This window comes from Pseudomonas putida (assembly GCF_028682175.1).
Classification (GTDB): domain Bacteria; phylum Pseudomonadota; class Gammaproteobacteria; order Pseudomonadales; family Pseudomonadaceae; genus Aquipseudomonas; species Aquipseudomonas putida_AD.
This window is the reverse complement of record NZ_JANHKS010000020.1, coordinates 14,861-30,719: the sequence shown is the minus strand read 5'-3', so window position 1 is coordinate 30,719 and position 15,859 is coordinate 14,861. Positions and strand designations below refer to the sequence as shown.

The following is a 15,859-nucleotide window of genomic DNA, read 5'->3' as shown; positions in this document are numbered from 1 at the left end:
GCCGGCGGGGGCGTCCGCAAGATCGCCCCCGCCGGCAAGCCGTGCTGCTACGGGGGCCTGGGGTGTAATTGACTCGCGTCAATTACCCTGAATCTTCTGCAACGCCTGCTGCGTCAATGCCACGCACTCCCTGGCACCATCGTCATTGTGCCGGGCATAGGCCGATTCTGCGCGGTGGACGGTGGTGTCGACGTCGCTCTTCACGGCATCGCTCAAATTGGGCCGGGCGACTTTTGCATCTCGGACTTTGCTCAGGTTCATCTGGCATTGGTTGCTGTCGTCATTGGCAGACGCCGCGAAGGGCAGGGCGAAAGCGGTCAGGAGCAGGCCGGTGAGCAGGGCGTGTTTCATAGGATTTTCCGCAGAAAGTAGGTAAGTGGCTCGCTATCTGTACGAACCTGCTGCATCAGACAGCGGATTTCGCATTTCTGCAAACCCCCGGCGATGAAAGTCCTGCCTGCTTTTCCATCGGCCTACGGTGCTGCTGCGCTACCATGGCGCGGCACACGACGCCAGACACCGAGCCGTATCGATGGACATTGACCTCGCCCGTACCTTTCTCGAAATCGTCCGCCTGGGCAGCCTCATGGCGGCCGCCGAACAGCTGCACGTTACCCAGACTGCCATCACGGCCAGGGTGCAGAAGCTGGAAAGTCATCTGAACTGCAAGCTGTTCGTGCGCAATCGGACCGGCGCCCGGCTGACCCCGGACGGCGAGGCGTTCATCCTGTTCGCCAACCAGTTGGTCCAGACCTGGGACGCCGCGCGGCGCGACCTGCCGCTGCCCGACGGTTATCACCACGTGCTGCGTATCGGCGCGCAGATGAGCCTGTGCAACCCGCTGCTGCTTAGTTGGGTGCGCGAGATCAAGCGAGTGATCCCGGACCACGCGCTGCACGCCGAGGTCAAGGATGACGACGTGCTGATGAAGGATGTCGAACGCGGCGTGCTGGATGCAGCCCTGGTGTATCAACCGGCCTACTGGCCCGGGGTGCAGGTCGAGGAGTTGCTCGAAGAGAAACTGATTCTGGTGCAGGTGGTGGGTCGGCCCGAGCCCTATGTCTACATCGACTGGGGTCCGGCGTTTCGTCGGCAACACGACGATGCCATGCCGGAAAGATCCAAGGCCGCCGTAGCCTTCAACCTGGGGCCGTTCGCCTTGCAGTACATCCTCGACAATGGCGGCTCCGGTTACTTTCGCACGCGAGTGGTGCAGTCCTACCTGGATCGCGGAATTGTCGAGCGGGTGCCGATGGCGCCGGAGTTCAGCTATCCGACTTATCTGATTTACTCGCGGGACAATCCCTCACCCACGCTGCAACCGGCGTGTGACCTGCTGCGCGATATCGTCAAGCAAGAGGGCGACTGGTCCCAGCGCTGGGATCCGCTCATTTGAAATAGAAGACCCGTAGCAGTCCGGCTTGCCGGCGACAGCGATCTCAAATACGCCCCCGCCGGCAAGCCGTGCTGCTACGGTCCCGCGTCCCCCGCCAATCCGTAGCAGCCGGGCTTGCCCGCGGGGGCGATCTTGAGGGCGCCGACGCCGGCAAGCCGCGGTGAAGCTTCAATCCACCAGGCTGATGATTCCGACCACCTTGCGCTCGGCGTCGAGCACCGGCAGGTATTTGCTGCCTTGCTTGCTCAGCAGCTTCATCGCATCGGCCATCGAGTGCTCGAGGGACAGACTGGGCGCGGTGCGGGAAATGACCTGCCGTGTGTCGATGTCAGTGCGGTTGCGGTGCTGGGCGATGTCTTCAGCCTTGTGCAGGATGCTTTCAAGATCAGCGCGGGACACATCGACAAACGATCCGACCTCATCCAGCGCCTTGTCCAGATCCTCGCTGCTGAAACTCCCCGGCACAGGCGCGCCAGCCTGCGCAGGCTCGATCACCTGAGCCGCAACGGCCGGCTTGGCCTGCGCCCTGGGGTAGCGCATGCGGGTCAGGTTGTTGTAGACCAGAGCGAACAGCAACAGGCAACCGGCGTTGAACATCACCGGCAACAACACGTGCAGGCCAAGGGCCGAGAGATCGTGTTTCGACACGACAATGCTGATGGCAATCGCAGCACCCGGCGGATGCAGGCAGCGCAATATGCACATGACCACGATCGAGGACAGCACCGCGACACTGGCCGCCGCGACTGTATTGCCGAGCATGTGCACACTCGCCAGGGCGACCAGTGCAGCGATCAGATAACTGCCGATGATCGACCACGGCTGGGCCAGCGCGCCGGTCGATACAGCGAACAACAGCACCGCCGACGCACCCAGTGGGCCGAGCAGATGCAGCGTGGCATCGGTGCCGAACAACTGCTGGCTCAACAGGGCGCTGAGCAGGATACCCAGGCACGCGCCGATGGCCGCGCGGGACCATTCAGCAGGGTGGGTATTGAGTGAATGAGGGATGAAACTGCGCAAAAGCGTTTTCAATCGAATCTTCCAGGGCGAAAAAAGGAGCTCGTCTCAAACGACTGAGCTCCTGCACAGGGAGGGCATGTGCCAAGTGTTTCAAAACAGCAGTGCGACAGTGGAAAGCTGTTGCGGCAACTTTCCGGTCACATTTGAAGCACGGCGATTGTGGTCAGAAACACGCTGTGAGGCAAATTCAAATTAATGCAGTCATCCATCAATAATTTTGCACTGAACGGCCGTCCCACGGATTTTTGGCGATCCAGGCGAAGAAATTTTGAATTACAGACTGCGGGCCTGGGCCGATGGCCGGCCCCTTCTGGCAGGACGTGCGTCTTCGACTTCCAGCAGGTGCATGGCCAGCGCGTCAGTCAGAAAACGGAACTGATCGTTGAAGCCCACCACCTCGTTACTGAAGTGCTGTTCCGCGGCCGGCATCATGAAGGCGTCGAAGCGTTTGTCCTCGATCAGGCTGTGACGGTTTTTGCGGACGACGACATGTTGTGAGTAATAGTTAGTGCCAAAGTTGGGAAAACTAACGTGCAGGGTGACGTCTCGGGCCATGTCGAATGCTCCGCAAAAAACAGAAAGTAGAAGGGTAAAAGGTGCTGATAAGTTTCAGCTACTTGGGCGGCTGATAAGTAATCAGCGAGCCCGTGCCATGACACGATGGCTGGTTTCGTCTGCGGTGACTGGCACCGGAGTCAGAGCGAAAAGTTTGAGGGCCACGACATAGCTGGTCAGCGCTGTCAGTGACAAGCAAGTCAGAAGATGAATAACCATTTTTCCTGCCCTCGGTTCGTGTCTGGGTGTGAGGTGATAGTACGCCCATGGATTTTGAGCGGAAGGCAATCGGCGGAATGTTGGTTATCGATGGGAATGATGGTTGCGCAGGATGTTGATCGTGCCCACGCTCTGCGTGGGCATGCAGCCCAGGGCGCTCCGCGTCCAGCGACGCGGAGCGTCGCAGGAGCCGTTACCACGCGGCGCATGGGAACGATCAGAAGAGGCTGCGCCAATCAGGCGCGGATGCTCTCGGCGTAGCGATACGACGCCAGGCACGCCAGCGCCAGGCCGCTGAGGGCCACCAGGCCGCCCACCAGGCCGATATTGGCGATGCCCAACTGGCTGATGACCATGCTGCCCAGCAGCGCGCCGCCGCCGATGCCGATGTTGTAGATCCCCGAGAACAGCGACATCGCGACATCCGTGGCGTCTGGCGCCAGGGCCAATACCTTGGCCTGCATCACCAGGCCAAAGCAGATGATCGCCATGCCCCACACCACGCTCAGGATCGAAATCCACGAGCTGCTCCCCGACAGCGGCAGCAGCAGGGTCAGGCACACCGTCAGCGCGCCAATGGCGGCGATCAGCAGGCCGCGTGGATAGCGGTTGTTGAAGCGACTGAACGCCACCGAGCCCAGCAGGCCGGCGCCACCGAACAGCAACAGGATAACGGTGGTCATTTCACCGCTCATCTTCGCCACGACCTGCACGAAAGGTTCGATGTAGCTGTAGGCCGTGAACTGCGCGGTGATGACCAGTGCAGTCAGTACGTACACCGTCACCAGCGCCGGACGCTTGAACAGCATCGGCAGACTGCGCAGCGACCCCGAATTCTGGCTGGGCAGCAGCGGCAGCGATTTGATCAGAATCAGCACCGTCAGCCCCGACACGACGGCGATGGCGAGGAATGTCGTCCGCCAGCCCAGCGCCTCACCCAGCACCCGGCCCAGAGGGATACCCAGCACCATGGCCATGGACGTACCGGTGGCCAGCAGCCCCAGTGCCTGCACCTGCTTGCCCGCCGGCGCCACACGCACTGCAAGGGAGGCGGTGATCGACCAGAACACCGCATGGGCCAGGGCGATGCCCACCCGGCTGACCAGCAGCATTCCGAAGCTCGACGCCACGCTGGACATCACGTGGCTGGCAATGAACAGCAGGAACACGAAGGTCAGCAGCTTGCGCCGCTCGATGTTGCGCGTCATCAGCATCATCGGCAACGACGCCAGCGACACGATCCAGGCGTATACCGTGAGCATCAGGCCCACTTGCGCGGTGGTCATGTCGAAACTGTGGCCAATGGCGCTGAGCAGCCCCACCGGCACGAATTCGGTGGTGTTGAAGATGAAGGCCGCCAGGGCCAGCGCGATCACGCTGAGCCAACTTCCAGTGCGAGCATCGGTAGTGTTCATGTAAAAAGCGCAAACCTCGGGCAAACATCGAAAAGCAGGATCGAGCCCCAGCCCATGAAAACGCCGACAAGCAGAAACGCCGCACGAGGCTCATGGCCTGGGCGGTGTAGGCAGTCAGCAAGCTATTATGGGTATGGGGACGAGCGAATGAGGCGAATTCTACGCCGTTGTTATCGTTGTCACAACCGAGCCGCCCTGCGTCAAAAGCGCTCAGCGCGGCTTGTGGATAACTTGACGTTTTCTTGAGGTTGCTCTTAGCTGAATTAAATAAGGAAGTTAATTCGGTGCACGGCCTATAACGGGCGCCGGTTTCGAACGGATGCAACCCTCCCGGGCCATGCCCGCAGGAGTATTTCTGATGAAACGGCCCCTACGGGCTAGTGTCAGCAATATTCTCTATCTGTCTTGCGTATCTATGCTGTTATTGCCAGCCACGGAGATTAAGGCGGCCTGCACACTGATTGCCGGTGCAGGTAATGACAACTATGTCTGCGACAGCGGTACCAGCCCCGGCCTGACCGATTTGCTGGGCAACAATACCCTCACTTTTCCCGTCGGCGGCACCGGCGTCATCAACGGCAATGTGCTGTTTGGCGCGGGCGCCATCGTGCTGCAGATGGACTCGGGTTCCATTCGCGGCTCCATCGACCTGGGCGACGGTGGCAACGTCATCCGCATCGGCGGCGGGACCATCACCGGTGCGGTGATCCAGGGCAACGACATCGACAACTTCCTGATGACCGGCGGCACGATCCAGTCGCTGGCCCAGAGCGGCGGCCGCGATGTGTTCTCCATGACCGGCGGCACGATCATCGGCGCCTTCGAAGATGGTGATGTCGCGGCCATGAGCGGCGGCACCATCGGCCGCGTCGACATGAAACTCGACGACAACATCTTCGACCTGTCTGGCGGGCGCATCATCGGCAACCTGGTCGCAGGCTTTGGCCGCGACACGATCAGGGTGTCCGGTGGCAGCATCGGCGGCAACCTCAGCGTCAGCGGGGGCGATGACCGGGTGACGGTCACCGGCGGCATCATCAGCGGGCAGATTCGCGCCAGCACCGGCAACGACATTTTCGTCTGGGACGGCGGCGGGCAAATCCAGTCCGCTGTATTGATGGGCGACGGCAACGACACTGCGCAAATCGCCCGCCTGACCGAGAGCGCCCTGAGCCCGACACCAGCAATCGATGGCGGCCTGGGCGCTGACACCCTGACCTTCATCGACACCTCGTCTGCCACTGCGGCGCGCTACATCGGTTGGGAAACCGTCAACCTCGCCAGCGGCTCGCGTTTCGATCTGGCCGACGATTTTTTCCTGGGTGACAGCGCCAGCAACACCGGTACCTTCAACATCGACGCCAGCAGCACCCTGGCCGCCACCCAAGGCGCGATCCGCCCCTACACCGCCGGGCAACTGGCGACACTCAACAACGCCGGGGTGATCGACCTGACTTCCGGCAGCACAGTCGCAAGCGACACCCTCAGCGTCTACGGCAACTACGTCGGCAACAACGGCCAGTTGCGGGTACAGACCGAACTGGGCGGCGACGGCTCGCCCAGCGACCGCTTGGTGGTGTCCCAGGGGGCCATCAGCGGCAACACCCAACTGGCTGTGACCAACCTAGGCGGCCTGGGCGGGCTGACCCGGTCCGACGGCATCGAAGTGGTCCAGGCCCTCAACGGCGCCACCAGCACCAGCGACGCTTTTGCCCTGCGAGGCTCGCTGTCTGCCGGCGCCTACGAGTACTACCTGTTCAAGGGCGGCGTGAGCGCAGGCACGGAAAACAACTGGTACCTGCGTTCATCGGTGGTCGCCGTGCCCGCACCAGTCGAGCCGCCCGCGCCACCGGTGGTCGTCCCGCCGGTGGCGAGCCCGCCCATCGTTGCCGCCGCACCCACCGTCAGCCCCGACGAACCCCCGGTCGAGCCACCCACCGCGACGCCGGTCGCCCCGGCGGATCCTCCGGCGGCGCCTACGCAACCCGACACCCCGGCAGCCACGTCGCCCATCCCGGCCGTCAGCTCGCCGCCCGTTCCACAGGCTGTCGCGGGCGCCGACCCGATTCCACTCTATCGCCTCGAAGTACCGGTCTACTCCGTCGTCGTGCCCGCCGCCCAACTCATGACACTCACGGCACTCGGCACCTTTCACGAGCGCCAGGGCGATCAAAGCCTGCTCGGCGAAACCGGCGCCGTTCCCGCAGGCTGGGCGCGGATCTACGGCGGCGATATGAAGAAAAGCTGGTCAGGCACCGTCTCTCCGCGCCTCGACGCCTCCAACCAGGGCTACCAGATCGGTCACGACCTCTACAGCGTCACCACCGAAAGCGGCCAGACCCAACGCATCGGCCTGTTCGTCGGCCAAAGCCGCCTGCGCGGCGACGTCGACGGATTCGCCGAAGGCTTCCAGCACCGCAAGGCCGGCCACCTGAAACTCAACGGCGACCACTACGGCGCCTACTGGACCCTCGTCGATCCTCAGGGCTGGTACCTCGACGCCGTCGCCATGGGCACACGCCTGGACGGCAGCAACCGCTCGGATCGCGGCGTCAAACTCGACACCGAAGGCCACGCCATCACCCTGTCCCTTGAAGGCGGCTACCCGATCCCGGTCTCCGAGCATTGGGTGGTTGAACCGCAAGCCCAGCTCATCCACCAACGCATCGACCTCGACAAACAGAACGACGGCATCTCCGACGTCTCCTTCGACTCACAGCCCTACAGGACTGGACGACTCGGCGCACGGCTAAAAGGGCGATATCTGATCGACAACCTGCCAATCGAACCCTACCTGCGGACCAACCTCTGGCACAGCTTCGGCGGCAAAGACACCACCACCTACAACGGCCTGGACCGGATCAAGACCGAGCACGAGGCGTCGTCGATGGATGTGGGCATGGGGGTGGTGGCGAAGGTGTCGGGGAATGTGAGTGTGTATGTGACGGCGGACTATGCGGCGAATCTGGACAGCGAGGCGCTGGAAGGGGTGAGCGGGACGCTGGGGGTGAGGGTGAGTTGGTGAGCGTACAGGGCGCGCTGCCGTCCTCGCGGGCGACGCGCAAACACCGCCTTACTGCTTGACCACCGGGTAGCAGGCGTCGCCCCAGAGGGTGTCGGGGTTGTCGAGCATCAGCAGGATAATCAGCGGCACCAGCTTGCCGAGCAGGCTGGAGCAGTCGCGCAACTGGGAACGGTTGACGCTGCCCTCCCAGGTCGCCCCGCCGTGCATCACCTGATTACGCAAGGTGTAGATGCGGTTGAACATCACGCCCAGCACCTTGGCCGTGTCGCGGTTGGCCAGCGCGGTCTGTGCGTTGCGCTTGCCGCTGCGCAGGCGCTCTTCCCACGCGGCCTCGGTGATCTTGCCGTTCTGGAAATCCCAGAAACTCTGGAACACATAAGGGTTGTCCAGCAGGGCGCGAATGCTTCCCGGGAATTCCGACCACACCAGTTTCTCGATCAGGTGTTCGCTGTCCAGCACGCAGAGCTTTTGCAGAAACGCCTTGAACGACTCCTGCTCGGACAGCCGATGCTGCTCGTCGATGTCGGTCGCATAGGCCGCGTTGAAAGCGATCCACAGGAAGATGAAACGGCCATCGACGTCTTCTGCCTGCTCGGCGCGGTTAAGCCAGCTCAGGGCTCGATGCACGCGCAGGGCGAGGTTGGGGTGGTGCGCATCGCGCTCGTTGCGGTGGCGGGTTTTGAGCGACTGGTAATCCATTCCGGGAAGATTCCTTAAACGCAGAAGTGTCTAGCCGTATCGGCCGTAGACCGCCGCGCTTGAGCCGTCGCGGGCATCCATGGCGGTACGTGGCTGGGTAAGGTGTGGCCAGATGCTACTGTGTTTAATGCCGACGATCCATCTGCGATTCGACAGCTACCGCAGTTTGCGCACGACACAAAATGACGCGCCACTGCGAATAATGGCACTCATCGAATGATGAATCAGAAGGCTGTCCGAATGAGCCCTGCCAAGAAAGTGTTCCAGATGCTGGACACGCTGTTGCCTGATCCCCAGGCCATGCGTTTTATCGATTCCACCCGGGCACCCGCTGCCAGCCCGAACATTGGCATGCCGTCGTTGCGCGTCTTCAGGCCGGCCACGTGCGACACATTCACCTACCACAGGCTGCAAGCGCCCAGCCCGCTGGCAACCATGACCGACCCTGCGCTGCTGGGCTTTTTGTACCGTTCGTTGCGCGATGACGCGCTCGCTTCCGATCCCGACGCCCTCAACGATCTGGGCTGGCTGTGGATCAACGGCAGCCGCACGCCACAGGACACCGTGCTGGCGCGACGCCTGTTCAAACTCGCCTACGTGCTGGGCTCGGCCGAAGCCGCGTTCAACCTGGCAGAGCAGGCCCTTCACGGGCAAGGCATGCGGGTGGATCAGGACTTGGCCGTCAGCTACTACGAACAGGCCTACGAGCGCGGCATCGTCCAGGCAGCGCGGGCCCTGGGGCGACTGCACGAGCAGGGCGTGGCAGGGCAAGCGCCGGATTGTCGCCAGGCGTTGCAGTGGTATCGACGGGCTGCTGAACATGCATTCGTGACAGGAGAGAAATGCTATGGGTATTGAGGCTTGGCTGACGCTGGCCATGCTATGCGTGATTCTGGCGCTGCTGTCGGCGTTGTACCTGCAATGCCGCAAGTGCTGGCGCCTGCTGACGCATTGGCAGGACACCCCGTTCGGCGGCAAGACGCGGCCGGGCAGGCATGCCGAGGAAAACCGCGAACTGAAATCGGCGCTGCGAGCCCACAAGGCGCACGTCGCCCAGTTGCAGCGCAAGGTAGAAGTGCTTCAGGCCCTCGTGCCTGCTGCCTGACACAATTGAATTGACCATCCCCGCGTGGCGGCCACGCGGGACAAAGGAGCGATGAGATGCCCGTAAGACCCCAACCCTTTACCTTCACCTGCGACAGTTGCGGCTGGAAGAAAACCATTGCACCCCGCAGCGACGCCCTGGGCCCAGGCGAATGGTGCGACCGTTGCGAACGCTGCGGCAGCACGTCTTTGAGCTTCAAGACCGCAGGCGTGATCGACCGCACCCTGGCCCAGTGGTTTGCACGGCTGCGTCGATAGGCAGCCTGCCGATGCCGCGCAATCATCCGCGCGGCACCAGGATTACAGCGAGGCCGCCTCGACGGCCTCATCGGCATAGGCCGCCGCTGCACGGCGCAGGGTGTCGCCCACGTGCCGGCGCAAGTCCGCCGGCTCCTGCACCACCAATGCGTCACCCAACGACAGAATCCACCACTGCAACTGCCAGGTATTGCTCACCGTCGCCTGCAACTCGAAACCATTGGCCAGCGCCTCCAGCGTCATGTCCGCGCTCAACGGCGTCTCCCGGATCAGACGCGCCTGATGCTCACTTACCCAGGCCTTGAAACGAATCTTCTCCGGCTTGCCGAACTGCAGCGCATCACTGTCCAGATAGCCCTGCAACTCGAACGAATCCAGGCCCTGACACGGCGTGTCCAGCGCCGTGACCGCACGAAAGCGATGCACCGCAAACTGACGAATGTCAGTGTAAGGCGCAGCCGTGGCAATGAGGTAAGTGATCAACCCGCGCTGCACGATTGCCAGCGGGTTGAGCGTCAACTCGCTTTCTTTATTGGTGTGCGCCGAATAGTACTGACAGTGCAGCTGCTGCTCGCTGATCACCGCATGCTGCAACGCCTCCAGAATATCGGCACGAATCTCCGGCGCCCGCAGATTGAAATCCGGCCGCACACTTGCGACCTTGTCCGGCCAGCGCGCCGTAGGGTTACCCTCGCCCAGTCCCTTGAGCTTCTGCCGGGCGTGCTCGAAACGCGGCTCCAGCACACTCAACATACTGCCCGGCAACAACGGCCGCACCGCATCCTCCACCAACGCCAGACTCACCGCCTCCGTCAGCGTGATCCCCTGCAACTCCACGCTCACACCCGGCTGCCAATACCAGCCAAACGGCGTACCACCGTCATTGCACTGCAACGGAAACACCGACGACAAATCCCGCAAATCCCGCTCGACACTGCGCCGACTGATCGAATAACCGGCGGCAGTCAGGCGAGCCAGCAACTCGGTGACCGTGATGCCAGGGGAACGCTTGGGGAGGTGCTGCAACAGCTCCCACTGGCGGCTTAGGGCGGTGTGGATTTTGGCTGAGGGCACAAAATTCTTCCTTTCAATTCTGGTGTCATATCGATTGGATCAACTCATTGGGCGCCCGCTGCATCCAGCGGCGGGCGCCTTGTGAGGTCAGTTCAGTCTCTTGAACTCTGCATCGATGGCTTCCGCTTCGACGCGCCATGCCTGGAAGCGCTGCTGACGGACACGGCTGTCATCCACATTGCTTTGCAGTTCTTGGCGGCGCGTGTTGAGCAGCAGGTAATCCGGGAAGAACTCCTCCTTGAAGCGCTCCGAGTTCACGAGGGCAAGAAAGTCCTGACGCTGCTGTTCGAAGTTGGCGATCATGGTCGTGACCGCTTTCTTGAAGGCTTCCTCGCGCTTGTATTGCTCCCAGCTGTCCCAGGCTTCGAGGGCCACACCGAGGAAGGCCAGCGCGCCATTGGCGCCATTGGCGAACTTCACCGCGCCCCACGGCTTGAATTTCAGGTATTTGCCGATATCCATCCCCACGGTCTTGGCAATGGTTGTCAGGCCATCGCGTGCGGCCAGTACCGTGGTGTTGTTGATGAAGTTGCCTTTGAGCACGTGGTTGATGCCCTGCTTGCCCAAAGCTTTGACGGTGGTGTTGAAGTGGTTGACCTCGCTGTCGAAGCCCACTTGCATCTTCTCGACCTCAAGGGTGATCGACTGGGTCTGGCGGCTGAATTCATTCTGCAGGCGGGTGGACAGGATGATGCCTTCAGCTCCGACCTCGCGCTCGAAGAAGTCCCCGAATGTTTCCAAGCTGCAACCCTTGGCCTGCAGGATCAGGTCGGAGAAATAGCGGGTGGCGAAGTCACGAAGGCTGATCCGCGCCTCTTCGATTTGCTGCCCGGTTGCTGTCAGTTGCTTGCCCAAGCGAGCGTTGAGCTCATCGAGCCTGCCGACCTCCAGAGACACCTTCTGATCGTTCTCGATGGCAACGGGAAGCTGGTTGCTCAGTACGTCGCGAATCACGCTGGCGCGCATGTCGTTGACCAACGCGGCGCTGCCACCGTTCTGCTGGATCTTGCCTGTGGTAGCGGTTTGAAGCGTGGCGATATGGGACAGTGCCTTGAATTCTTCCAGGTTGCCCAACCAGTGTTCTACGCCCAGGTCGAAGGGGTTGGCGGCGACGGCGACAATGGACAGATCCGCTGCTTCCTGGTCAGTCAGCGCAATCTGTTCGCGAAGGCGGCCTGCCACGTTTTCGCGTTTGACCTTCAGGTTCGCCAGGTAGTCCTGCTCGTCTTCGACGTCGGCCACTTCGTCGAAACGGCTGAGCACGAACACAGTACGCGGCAGCAGATCCAGCGTGCGGAACAACCAGGTCAGGTCATCCTTGTGGCTTTCCTTGACGGGGTTGGTCGAGTTCATCACGTAAAGCACCAGGTGAGATTCACTCACGTACTTTTTGGTGATGTCCTTGTACTTCTCGATGGCGTGGGTTTCGGCGTTTTCCTGTTCCTTGAAGCCGAACAGGCCGGGAGTATCGATCAACACGAAGTCTTCGCCGACTTCGTAGATTTTTACCTCGTTGGAGGACTCTTGATGGCTGATCTTCATGCTGGATCTGTCCAGCTTTTCCATCCAGGCCGCCGCAATCGAAGTCTTGCCTTCAGAGAAGCCGCCAATCAGCGCGACCTTGAGCTTCTGACCAGACACGCTGCTGATGACGTTCTGCAGTTTGCTGCTCAGTGCAGGGTCAATCGCTACGCCGGCCTGCGCACCCTGCCCGAGGAAGTTCTGCAGCCTGTCCAGCAGGGTCAGTGCATTTGCCTGTTGGTCCTTGAACGTCTTGAGAGTGTTTTCCATTACAGATTTCCTGCGAGTTCGATTTGGCGGGAGAGGGTTGTCAGGCGGTTGGTCGACCGCGACAAGGTGGTCACCTGGTTGGCAGCCTGTTTGGCAGGCGCTTCAAGCGCCAGGTCGAGCTGGTCGATAGTCTTCTGCATTTCGCTCAGGGCGCTCTCCAGGCTTTCGCGCAGCATGTCGCGCAGTTGCTCGGTGGCGCTGCGCAGGTTCTTATCAAGGGCCTGGCGTTGCTGGGACATCTTGTAGTCCGTGCTGAGGGCACTCCAGAGTGCCTTGCCGATGGAGATCAGCGCCCCCAGGATCGATGCCCCGGCAAGCCACAGGCTGGCGCCGCCGGTGAACGGCGCTGCGGCAATACCCACAAGGCTGGCCAGCAGCGTCGCTACCTTGATGCCGTTGTCGATTTTGATGTTGAGGTTGAATGGCTGGTTGAATCGCATGCTGCCCAGCTTGCCGTAGCTTGAAGTCAACTCCTGGGCGTGTTTTTCAAACCGGCTGAGAATATCCTCGGCTGCTTTCTGGAACTTGCCGACCTCCAGGTTCACTGCCACCGGCAGTTGCTTGCTGAGGTGGCGCTGCTGAGTTTCCAGTTGCTCGGTCAGGGCACTTTTGAATGCGTCGTTGCTGATGTCTGTTTCGATGCGTGCGTACATGTCGTTACGCACCTTGCTCGCGAAGTTGTCGATCAAGGTTTCGCCACAGGACTCCAGGCGTTTTTTCAGTGCGCCGAAGCTGCTGGTCAGCTGGCTCTTGGCGCTTTGCTCTTCCTGAGAAAGCTTTTCCGACAGCGCATTCAGGGTTTGCTGGACGCCTGAGAGCGTCTGGGTGGTGTGGTTGAGTGCGTCGTTGGCCTTGTTGAAGTTGGCCCGAATAATCTTGGCTTTGCCGTTCTGAATCAGTTGGCGGCCCAGTAGATCCAGGAAGGGACGCAGGCGGGATTTCTCCAGCAATTCGTGGGCCCCGAAGTCCTCGAGCACTTTGCTGCGACGCTTGGCGTTCTGCGAACCCGGCGCGAGGTGATCGGTCGAGGCGAGAAACGCAGGAAGCGCGCTCAGCGGAAACACATTCTGGTAGTGCTTGCCGAGTTGCTCACTCATCTTCTGGTCAAGCCCGGCAAGGCTGGCGGTTTCGTCGTCGGACACCAGCGGGCGGTCAGTCAGTGAGTGTTTGGGATTGGTGATCTTCTTGTTGAAGATGGTCCACACCTCGGTTTGCGCGCCCAGGTGTTGCTTGATCTTTTCCAGCGTGCCCTGGTGCTTGCCGTCACCGGTTTGTGGCGGTGCTGCCTGGTTGGTGACATAGAACACCGCGTGAGCGGTCTGAACGGCACGTTCTATCTGGTCGAGCACCAGGCCTTCCTTGCCCTCGATACCGGGTACATCCAGCAGCGCGAAGGGTTGGCCGTCCAGTTCGAATTCATAGCGCTGGGTTGTACGGGTGTAGTCAGCCCTGCCGTCACCGATGATCTCACCGTCAGCATGAACCTGTAGCTCTCCCAGCAACTGCGCCAATTGAGTCTCGTGTACCAGACGCTGCTCAGTGAGCGTTCGCTGTTGCTGAGTCGCCTGCGCCTGTTGCGCGGAAAGCGCCGCACAGGCTTCGTCCCGCCTGGTCGCGATCTCGCTCACCTGCCGCTCCATCGCAATACGTTCCTGCTCGGCCTTCGTCTGTTCGACGTCCAGCGTTGCGGCAGCACTGTCCCGCGCAGTGGTGGTCTGTGTAAGGGATGCGGTGGCCTCATTCAACTGAAGCTCTTCCGGCATCTTTTTGAAAAGACCCAACAGCATCTGCCAGAGCGAAGCGTTGCTCTTGCGTGTCGCCAGCAGCGTATGCAGGCGAGTGACGGCGGCGAGGGCGTCCTTGTGTGATTGCTCGTGTTGCGCAAGCGCACCGCCAAACCGCTGCTTGACCTCACTGGATCGGGCGTTCGCCTGCTCCAGCGCGCTCTGGGCCTCTTTGAAAGGCTGCTCGAACTGCAACACCGTCGCGCTCAGTTGCTGCGTCAGTTCTTCAAGTCGCGCTTCGACTTGTTCAATGTTCTGTTGCAGCCCCTGCAGGGTCTCCTCAGTCAGCCCGTACTGGTCACGCAGCTTGCGAAACGCTTCCTGGCTCGCCCGCTTGCCAGGCTCCTGAAGCAGAATGCGCAAGGTCTCAATGAGCGTCGACTTACCCGCGCCGGTCTCACCATAGAATGCAATGGTGAAGGTGTTCCACTCAGCGTTCTTCTCAAGTTCCGCGAGCCGATCGAACAGCATTGCCCGATGCTCGGTAAGCCGCCTTAGCGCCTCCTCCCGAGCCTGATTCAAGGCTTCATCGTCCGAGGGATGTCTCAGTTCACCGATAATGAGTGCCAGCTCGTCGTTGATCTGCTGGTAAACATCACGTGGGCTCTTCAGTTCGAGTTTCATGTCGTGTTCTTCGGCGGGTTGTTCGGGCGTCAGCGGTGGCAAGAGCGCGTCCGCAGGTGTTTGAGCAGGCTCGGACGAGCCGGGAGCGTGGACTTTGAAGCGGGTGTTGGTCAGCACTTCGGGTAGCCGCGGCCAGTAATCGGTGTGGCCGAACTCGTTCATCTCGATACTTTCGAAATGCTCGACCTCGTTACGACCCATGCAGGTTTCCCCCCAGTTCAGCAGCAGGGTCCTGTCCGTTTTCGAATAAGCATTGATCAGTCGGCCCTTGAAGCTCTCACGCAATTGGCGAGCTTCGCTGGCTGTGACCTCAACGGCAGCCGCCATCAGCAGTACATCGTTGATCGCCAACTGTTTGGACGAAAAGCTTTTCAGGCTGCTGATGACCAACCGACCGCCAAGGGAGTGGCCGATCAGGTTGATGGTCTTGATCTGCGGATGGTTGGTTTCGAGATAGGCCTGCAACTGATCGAACAGCACCTTCCCCATGCTCTCTGCCCGCAAGCGCGCATCGCCGAAGTTGCCCATCCGGTCCTTCGCGACAGCCCCCACCAGCCCCAGAGAGTCCAGGGGCGACCGCATCATCGTCATGCCAAAATTCAGGCTCGCTGCTCCAAGCTTCAGAGCAGAAGCCTTGTCCAGACGCAGAATGTGATTCGACGGCCAGAACGCAAAAATATTGGTGTAGTGCTTGAGCTGCTCAGGGATCTTGCCGAGCAGAGACTGCTTGTCCTCATCGCTATGCCCGGCGCTGTAACCATGAATGAAAACGTTGGCTTCAGTGGTGTCCGGTCCGGCGAATGGCGAGGTTTGAAACTGAAAAGGGTGAGGCATGGATTCTCCTTGTCCACGGTCATGCCGTCGCGAGGCTTGGCTGCCAGACTTAATCGCG

Annotated in this window: 13 protein-coding genes; 5 read left to right on the top strand and 8 right to left on the bottom strand. The window is 61.0% G+C overall.

Features of this window, described 5'->3' with window-relative positions; all coding sequences use genetic code 11:
* Positions 1-78: 78 nt before the first annotated feature.
* Positions 79-351, bottom strand: coding sequence for a hypothetical protein (locus NPS29_RS15500; protein ID WP_274133617.1), 273 nt, complete (start codon positions 349-351; stop codon positions 79-81).
* A gap of 181 nt (positions 352-532) precedes the next feature.
* Between NPS29_RS15500 and NPS29_RS15495 the strand changes: the two genes are divergently transcribed.
* Positions 533-1,396: a LysR family transcriptional regulator gene (locus NPS29_RS15495; protein ID WP_274133616.1), complete on the top strand. Its 864-nt coding sequence runs from the start codon at positions 533-535 to the stop codon at positions 1,394-1,396.
* Positions 1,397-1,564: 168 nt separating this feature from the next.
* Here the strand turns inward: NPS29_RS15495 and NPS29_RS15490 are convergent, their stop codons facing one another.
* From NPS29_RS15490 to NPS29_RS15480, 3 genes are all read right to left on the bottom strand, one after another.
* A complete protein-coding gene (locus tag NPS29_RS15490) occupies positions 1,565-2,431 on the bottom strand; it encodes an HPP family protein (protein WP_274133615.1) in 867 nt (288 codons plus the stop codon).
* Positions 2,432-2,692: 261 nt separating this feature from the next.
* Entirely contained in the window at positions 2,693-2,974 is a 282-nt protein-coding gene (locus NPS29_RS15485) for a hypothetical protein (protein WP_274133614.1), read from the bottom strand.
* 455 nt (positions 2,975-3,429) lie between these two features.
* Positions 3,430-4,608 (bottom strand): sugar transporter, encoded by a 1,179-nt coding sequence (locus tag NPS29_RS15480; protein ID WP_274133613.1) that lies wholly within the window; start codon positions 4,606-4,608, stop codon positions 3,430-3,432.
* A gap of 415 nt (positions 4,609-5,023) precedes the next feature.
* Between NPS29_RS15480 and NPS29_RS15475 the strand changes: the two genes are divergently transcribed.
* A complete protein-coding gene (locus NPS29_RS15475) occupies positions 5,024-7,633 on the top strand; it encodes an autotransporter outer membrane beta-barrel domain-containing protein (protein WP_274133612.1) in 2,610 nt (869 codons plus the stop codon).
* 48 nt (positions 7,634-7,681) lie between these two features.
* Here the strand turns inward: NPS29_RS15475 and NPS29_RS15470 are convergent, their stop codons facing one another.
* Positions 7,682-8,332 (bottom strand): HEPN domain-containing protein, encoded by a 651-nt coding sequence (locus NPS29_RS15470; protein WP_274133611.1) that lies wholly within the window; start codon positions 8,330-8,332, stop codon positions 7,682-7,684.
* A gap of 240 nt (positions 8,333-8,572) precedes the next feature.
* Here NPS29_RS15470 and NPS29_RS15465 point away from each other — a divergent pair, with 240 nt between their 5' ends.
* Genes NPS29_RS15465 through NPS29_RS15455 form a run of 3 tightly spaced genes read left to right on the top strand, consistent with a single transcriptional unit; the run spans position 8,573 to position 9,694 of the window.
* The gene (locus NPS29_RS15465) at positions 8,573-9,190 is read left to right on the top strand and encodes a tetratricopeptide repeat protein (protein ID WP_274133610.1); all 618 of its coding nucleotides are present in this window, start codon (positions 8,573-8,575) and stop codon (positions 9,188-9,190) included.
* A complete protein-coding gene (locus NPS29_RS15460; protein ID WP_274133609.1) occupies positions 9,180-9,437 on the top strand; it encodes a hypothetical protein in 258 nt (85 codons plus the stop codon). Before NPS29_RS15465 ends, NPS29_RS15460 begins: the two co-directional genes overlap by 11 nt.
* A 56-nt stretch (positions 9,438-9,493) precedes the next feature.
* Positions 9,494-9,694 (top strand): hypothetical protein, encoded by a 201-nt coding sequence (locus tag NPS29_RS15455; RefSeq protein WP_274133608.1) that lies wholly within the window; start codon positions 9,494-9,496, stop codon positions 9,692-9,694.
* Positions 9,695-9,736: 42 nt separating this feature from the next.
* On the opposite strand, the gene NPS29_RS15450 is transcribed toward NPS29_RS15455, so the two are convergent.
* From NPS29_RS15450 to NPS29_RS15440, 3 genes are all read right to left on the bottom strand, one after another.
* Positions 9,737-10,768, bottom strand: a complete 1,032-nt coding sequence (locus NPS29_RS15450) for a helix-turn-helix transcriptional regulator (RefSeq protein WP_274133607.1) — start codon at positions 10,766-10,768, stop codon at positions 9,737-9,739.
* Positions 10,769-10,855: 87 nt separating this feature from the next.
* On the bottom strand, positions 10,856-12,559 hold the full coding sequence (locus NPS29_RS15445) for a LeoA/HP0731 family dynamin-like GTPase (protein WP_274133606.1): 1,704 nt from the start codon (positions 12,557-12,559) through the stop codon (positions 10,856-10,858).
* Positions 12,559-15,801 carry a DUF726 domain-containing protein gene (locus NPS29_RS15440; protein ID WP_274133605.1) on the bottom strand — a complete coding sequence of 1,081 codons (3,243 nt, stop codon included), beginning with the start codon at positions 15,799-15,801 and terminating at the stop codon, positions 12,559-12,561. Before NPS29_RS15440 ends, NPS29_RS15445 begins: the two co-directional genes overlap by 1 nt.
* Positions 15,802-15,859 lie beyond the last annotated feature (58 nt).

Excerpts from the sequence above, each read along its gene's own strand:
- NPS29_RS15495 (WP_274133616.1), top strand. The coding sequence starts at position 533 with ATGGACATTGACCTCGCCCGTACCTTTCTCGAAATCGTCCGCCTGGGC.
- NPS29_RS15460 (WP_274133609.1), top strand. The coding sequence starts at position 9,180 with ATGGGTATTGAGGCTTGGCTGACGCTGGCCATGCTATGCGTGATTCTG.
- NPS29_RS15470 (WP_274133611.1), bottom strand. The coding sequence starts at position 8,332 with ATGGATTACCAGTCGCTCAAAACCCGCCACCGCAACGAGCGCGATGCG.
- NPS29_RS15480 (WP_274133613.1), bottom strand. The coding sequence starts at position 4,608 with ATGAACACTACCGATGCTCGCACTGGAAGTTGGCTCAGCGTGATCGCG.
- NPS29_RS15475 (WP_274133612.1), top strand. The coding sequence starts at position 5,024 with ATGCTGTTATTGCCAGCCACGGAGATTAAGGCGGCCTGCACACTGATT.
- NPS29_RS15445 (WP_274133606.1), bottom strand. The coding sequence starts at position 12,559 with ATGGAAAACACTCTCAAGACGTTCAAGGACCAACAGGCAAATGCACTG.
- NPS29_RS15455 (WP_274133608.1), top strand. The coding sequence starts at position 9,494 with ATGCCCGTAAGACCCCAACCCTTTACCTTCACCTGCGACAGTTGCGGC.
- NPS29_RS15440 (WP_274133605.1), bottom strand. The coding sequence starts at position 15,801 with ATGCCTCACCCTTTTCAGTTTCAAACCTCGCCATTCGCCGGACCGGAC.
- NPS29_RS15465 (WP_274133610.1), top strand. The coding sequence starts at position 8,573 with ATGAGCCCTGCCAAGAAAGTGTTCCAGATGCTGGACACGCTGTTGCCT.
- NPS29_RS15485 (WP_274133614.1), bottom strand. The coding sequence starts at position 2,974 with ATGGCCCGAGACGTCACCCTGCACGTTAGTTTTCCCAACTTTGGCACT.
- NPS29_RS15500 (WP_274133617.1), bottom strand. The coding sequence starts at position 351 with ATGAAACACGCCCTGCTCACCGGCCTGCTCCTGACCGCTTTCGCCCTG.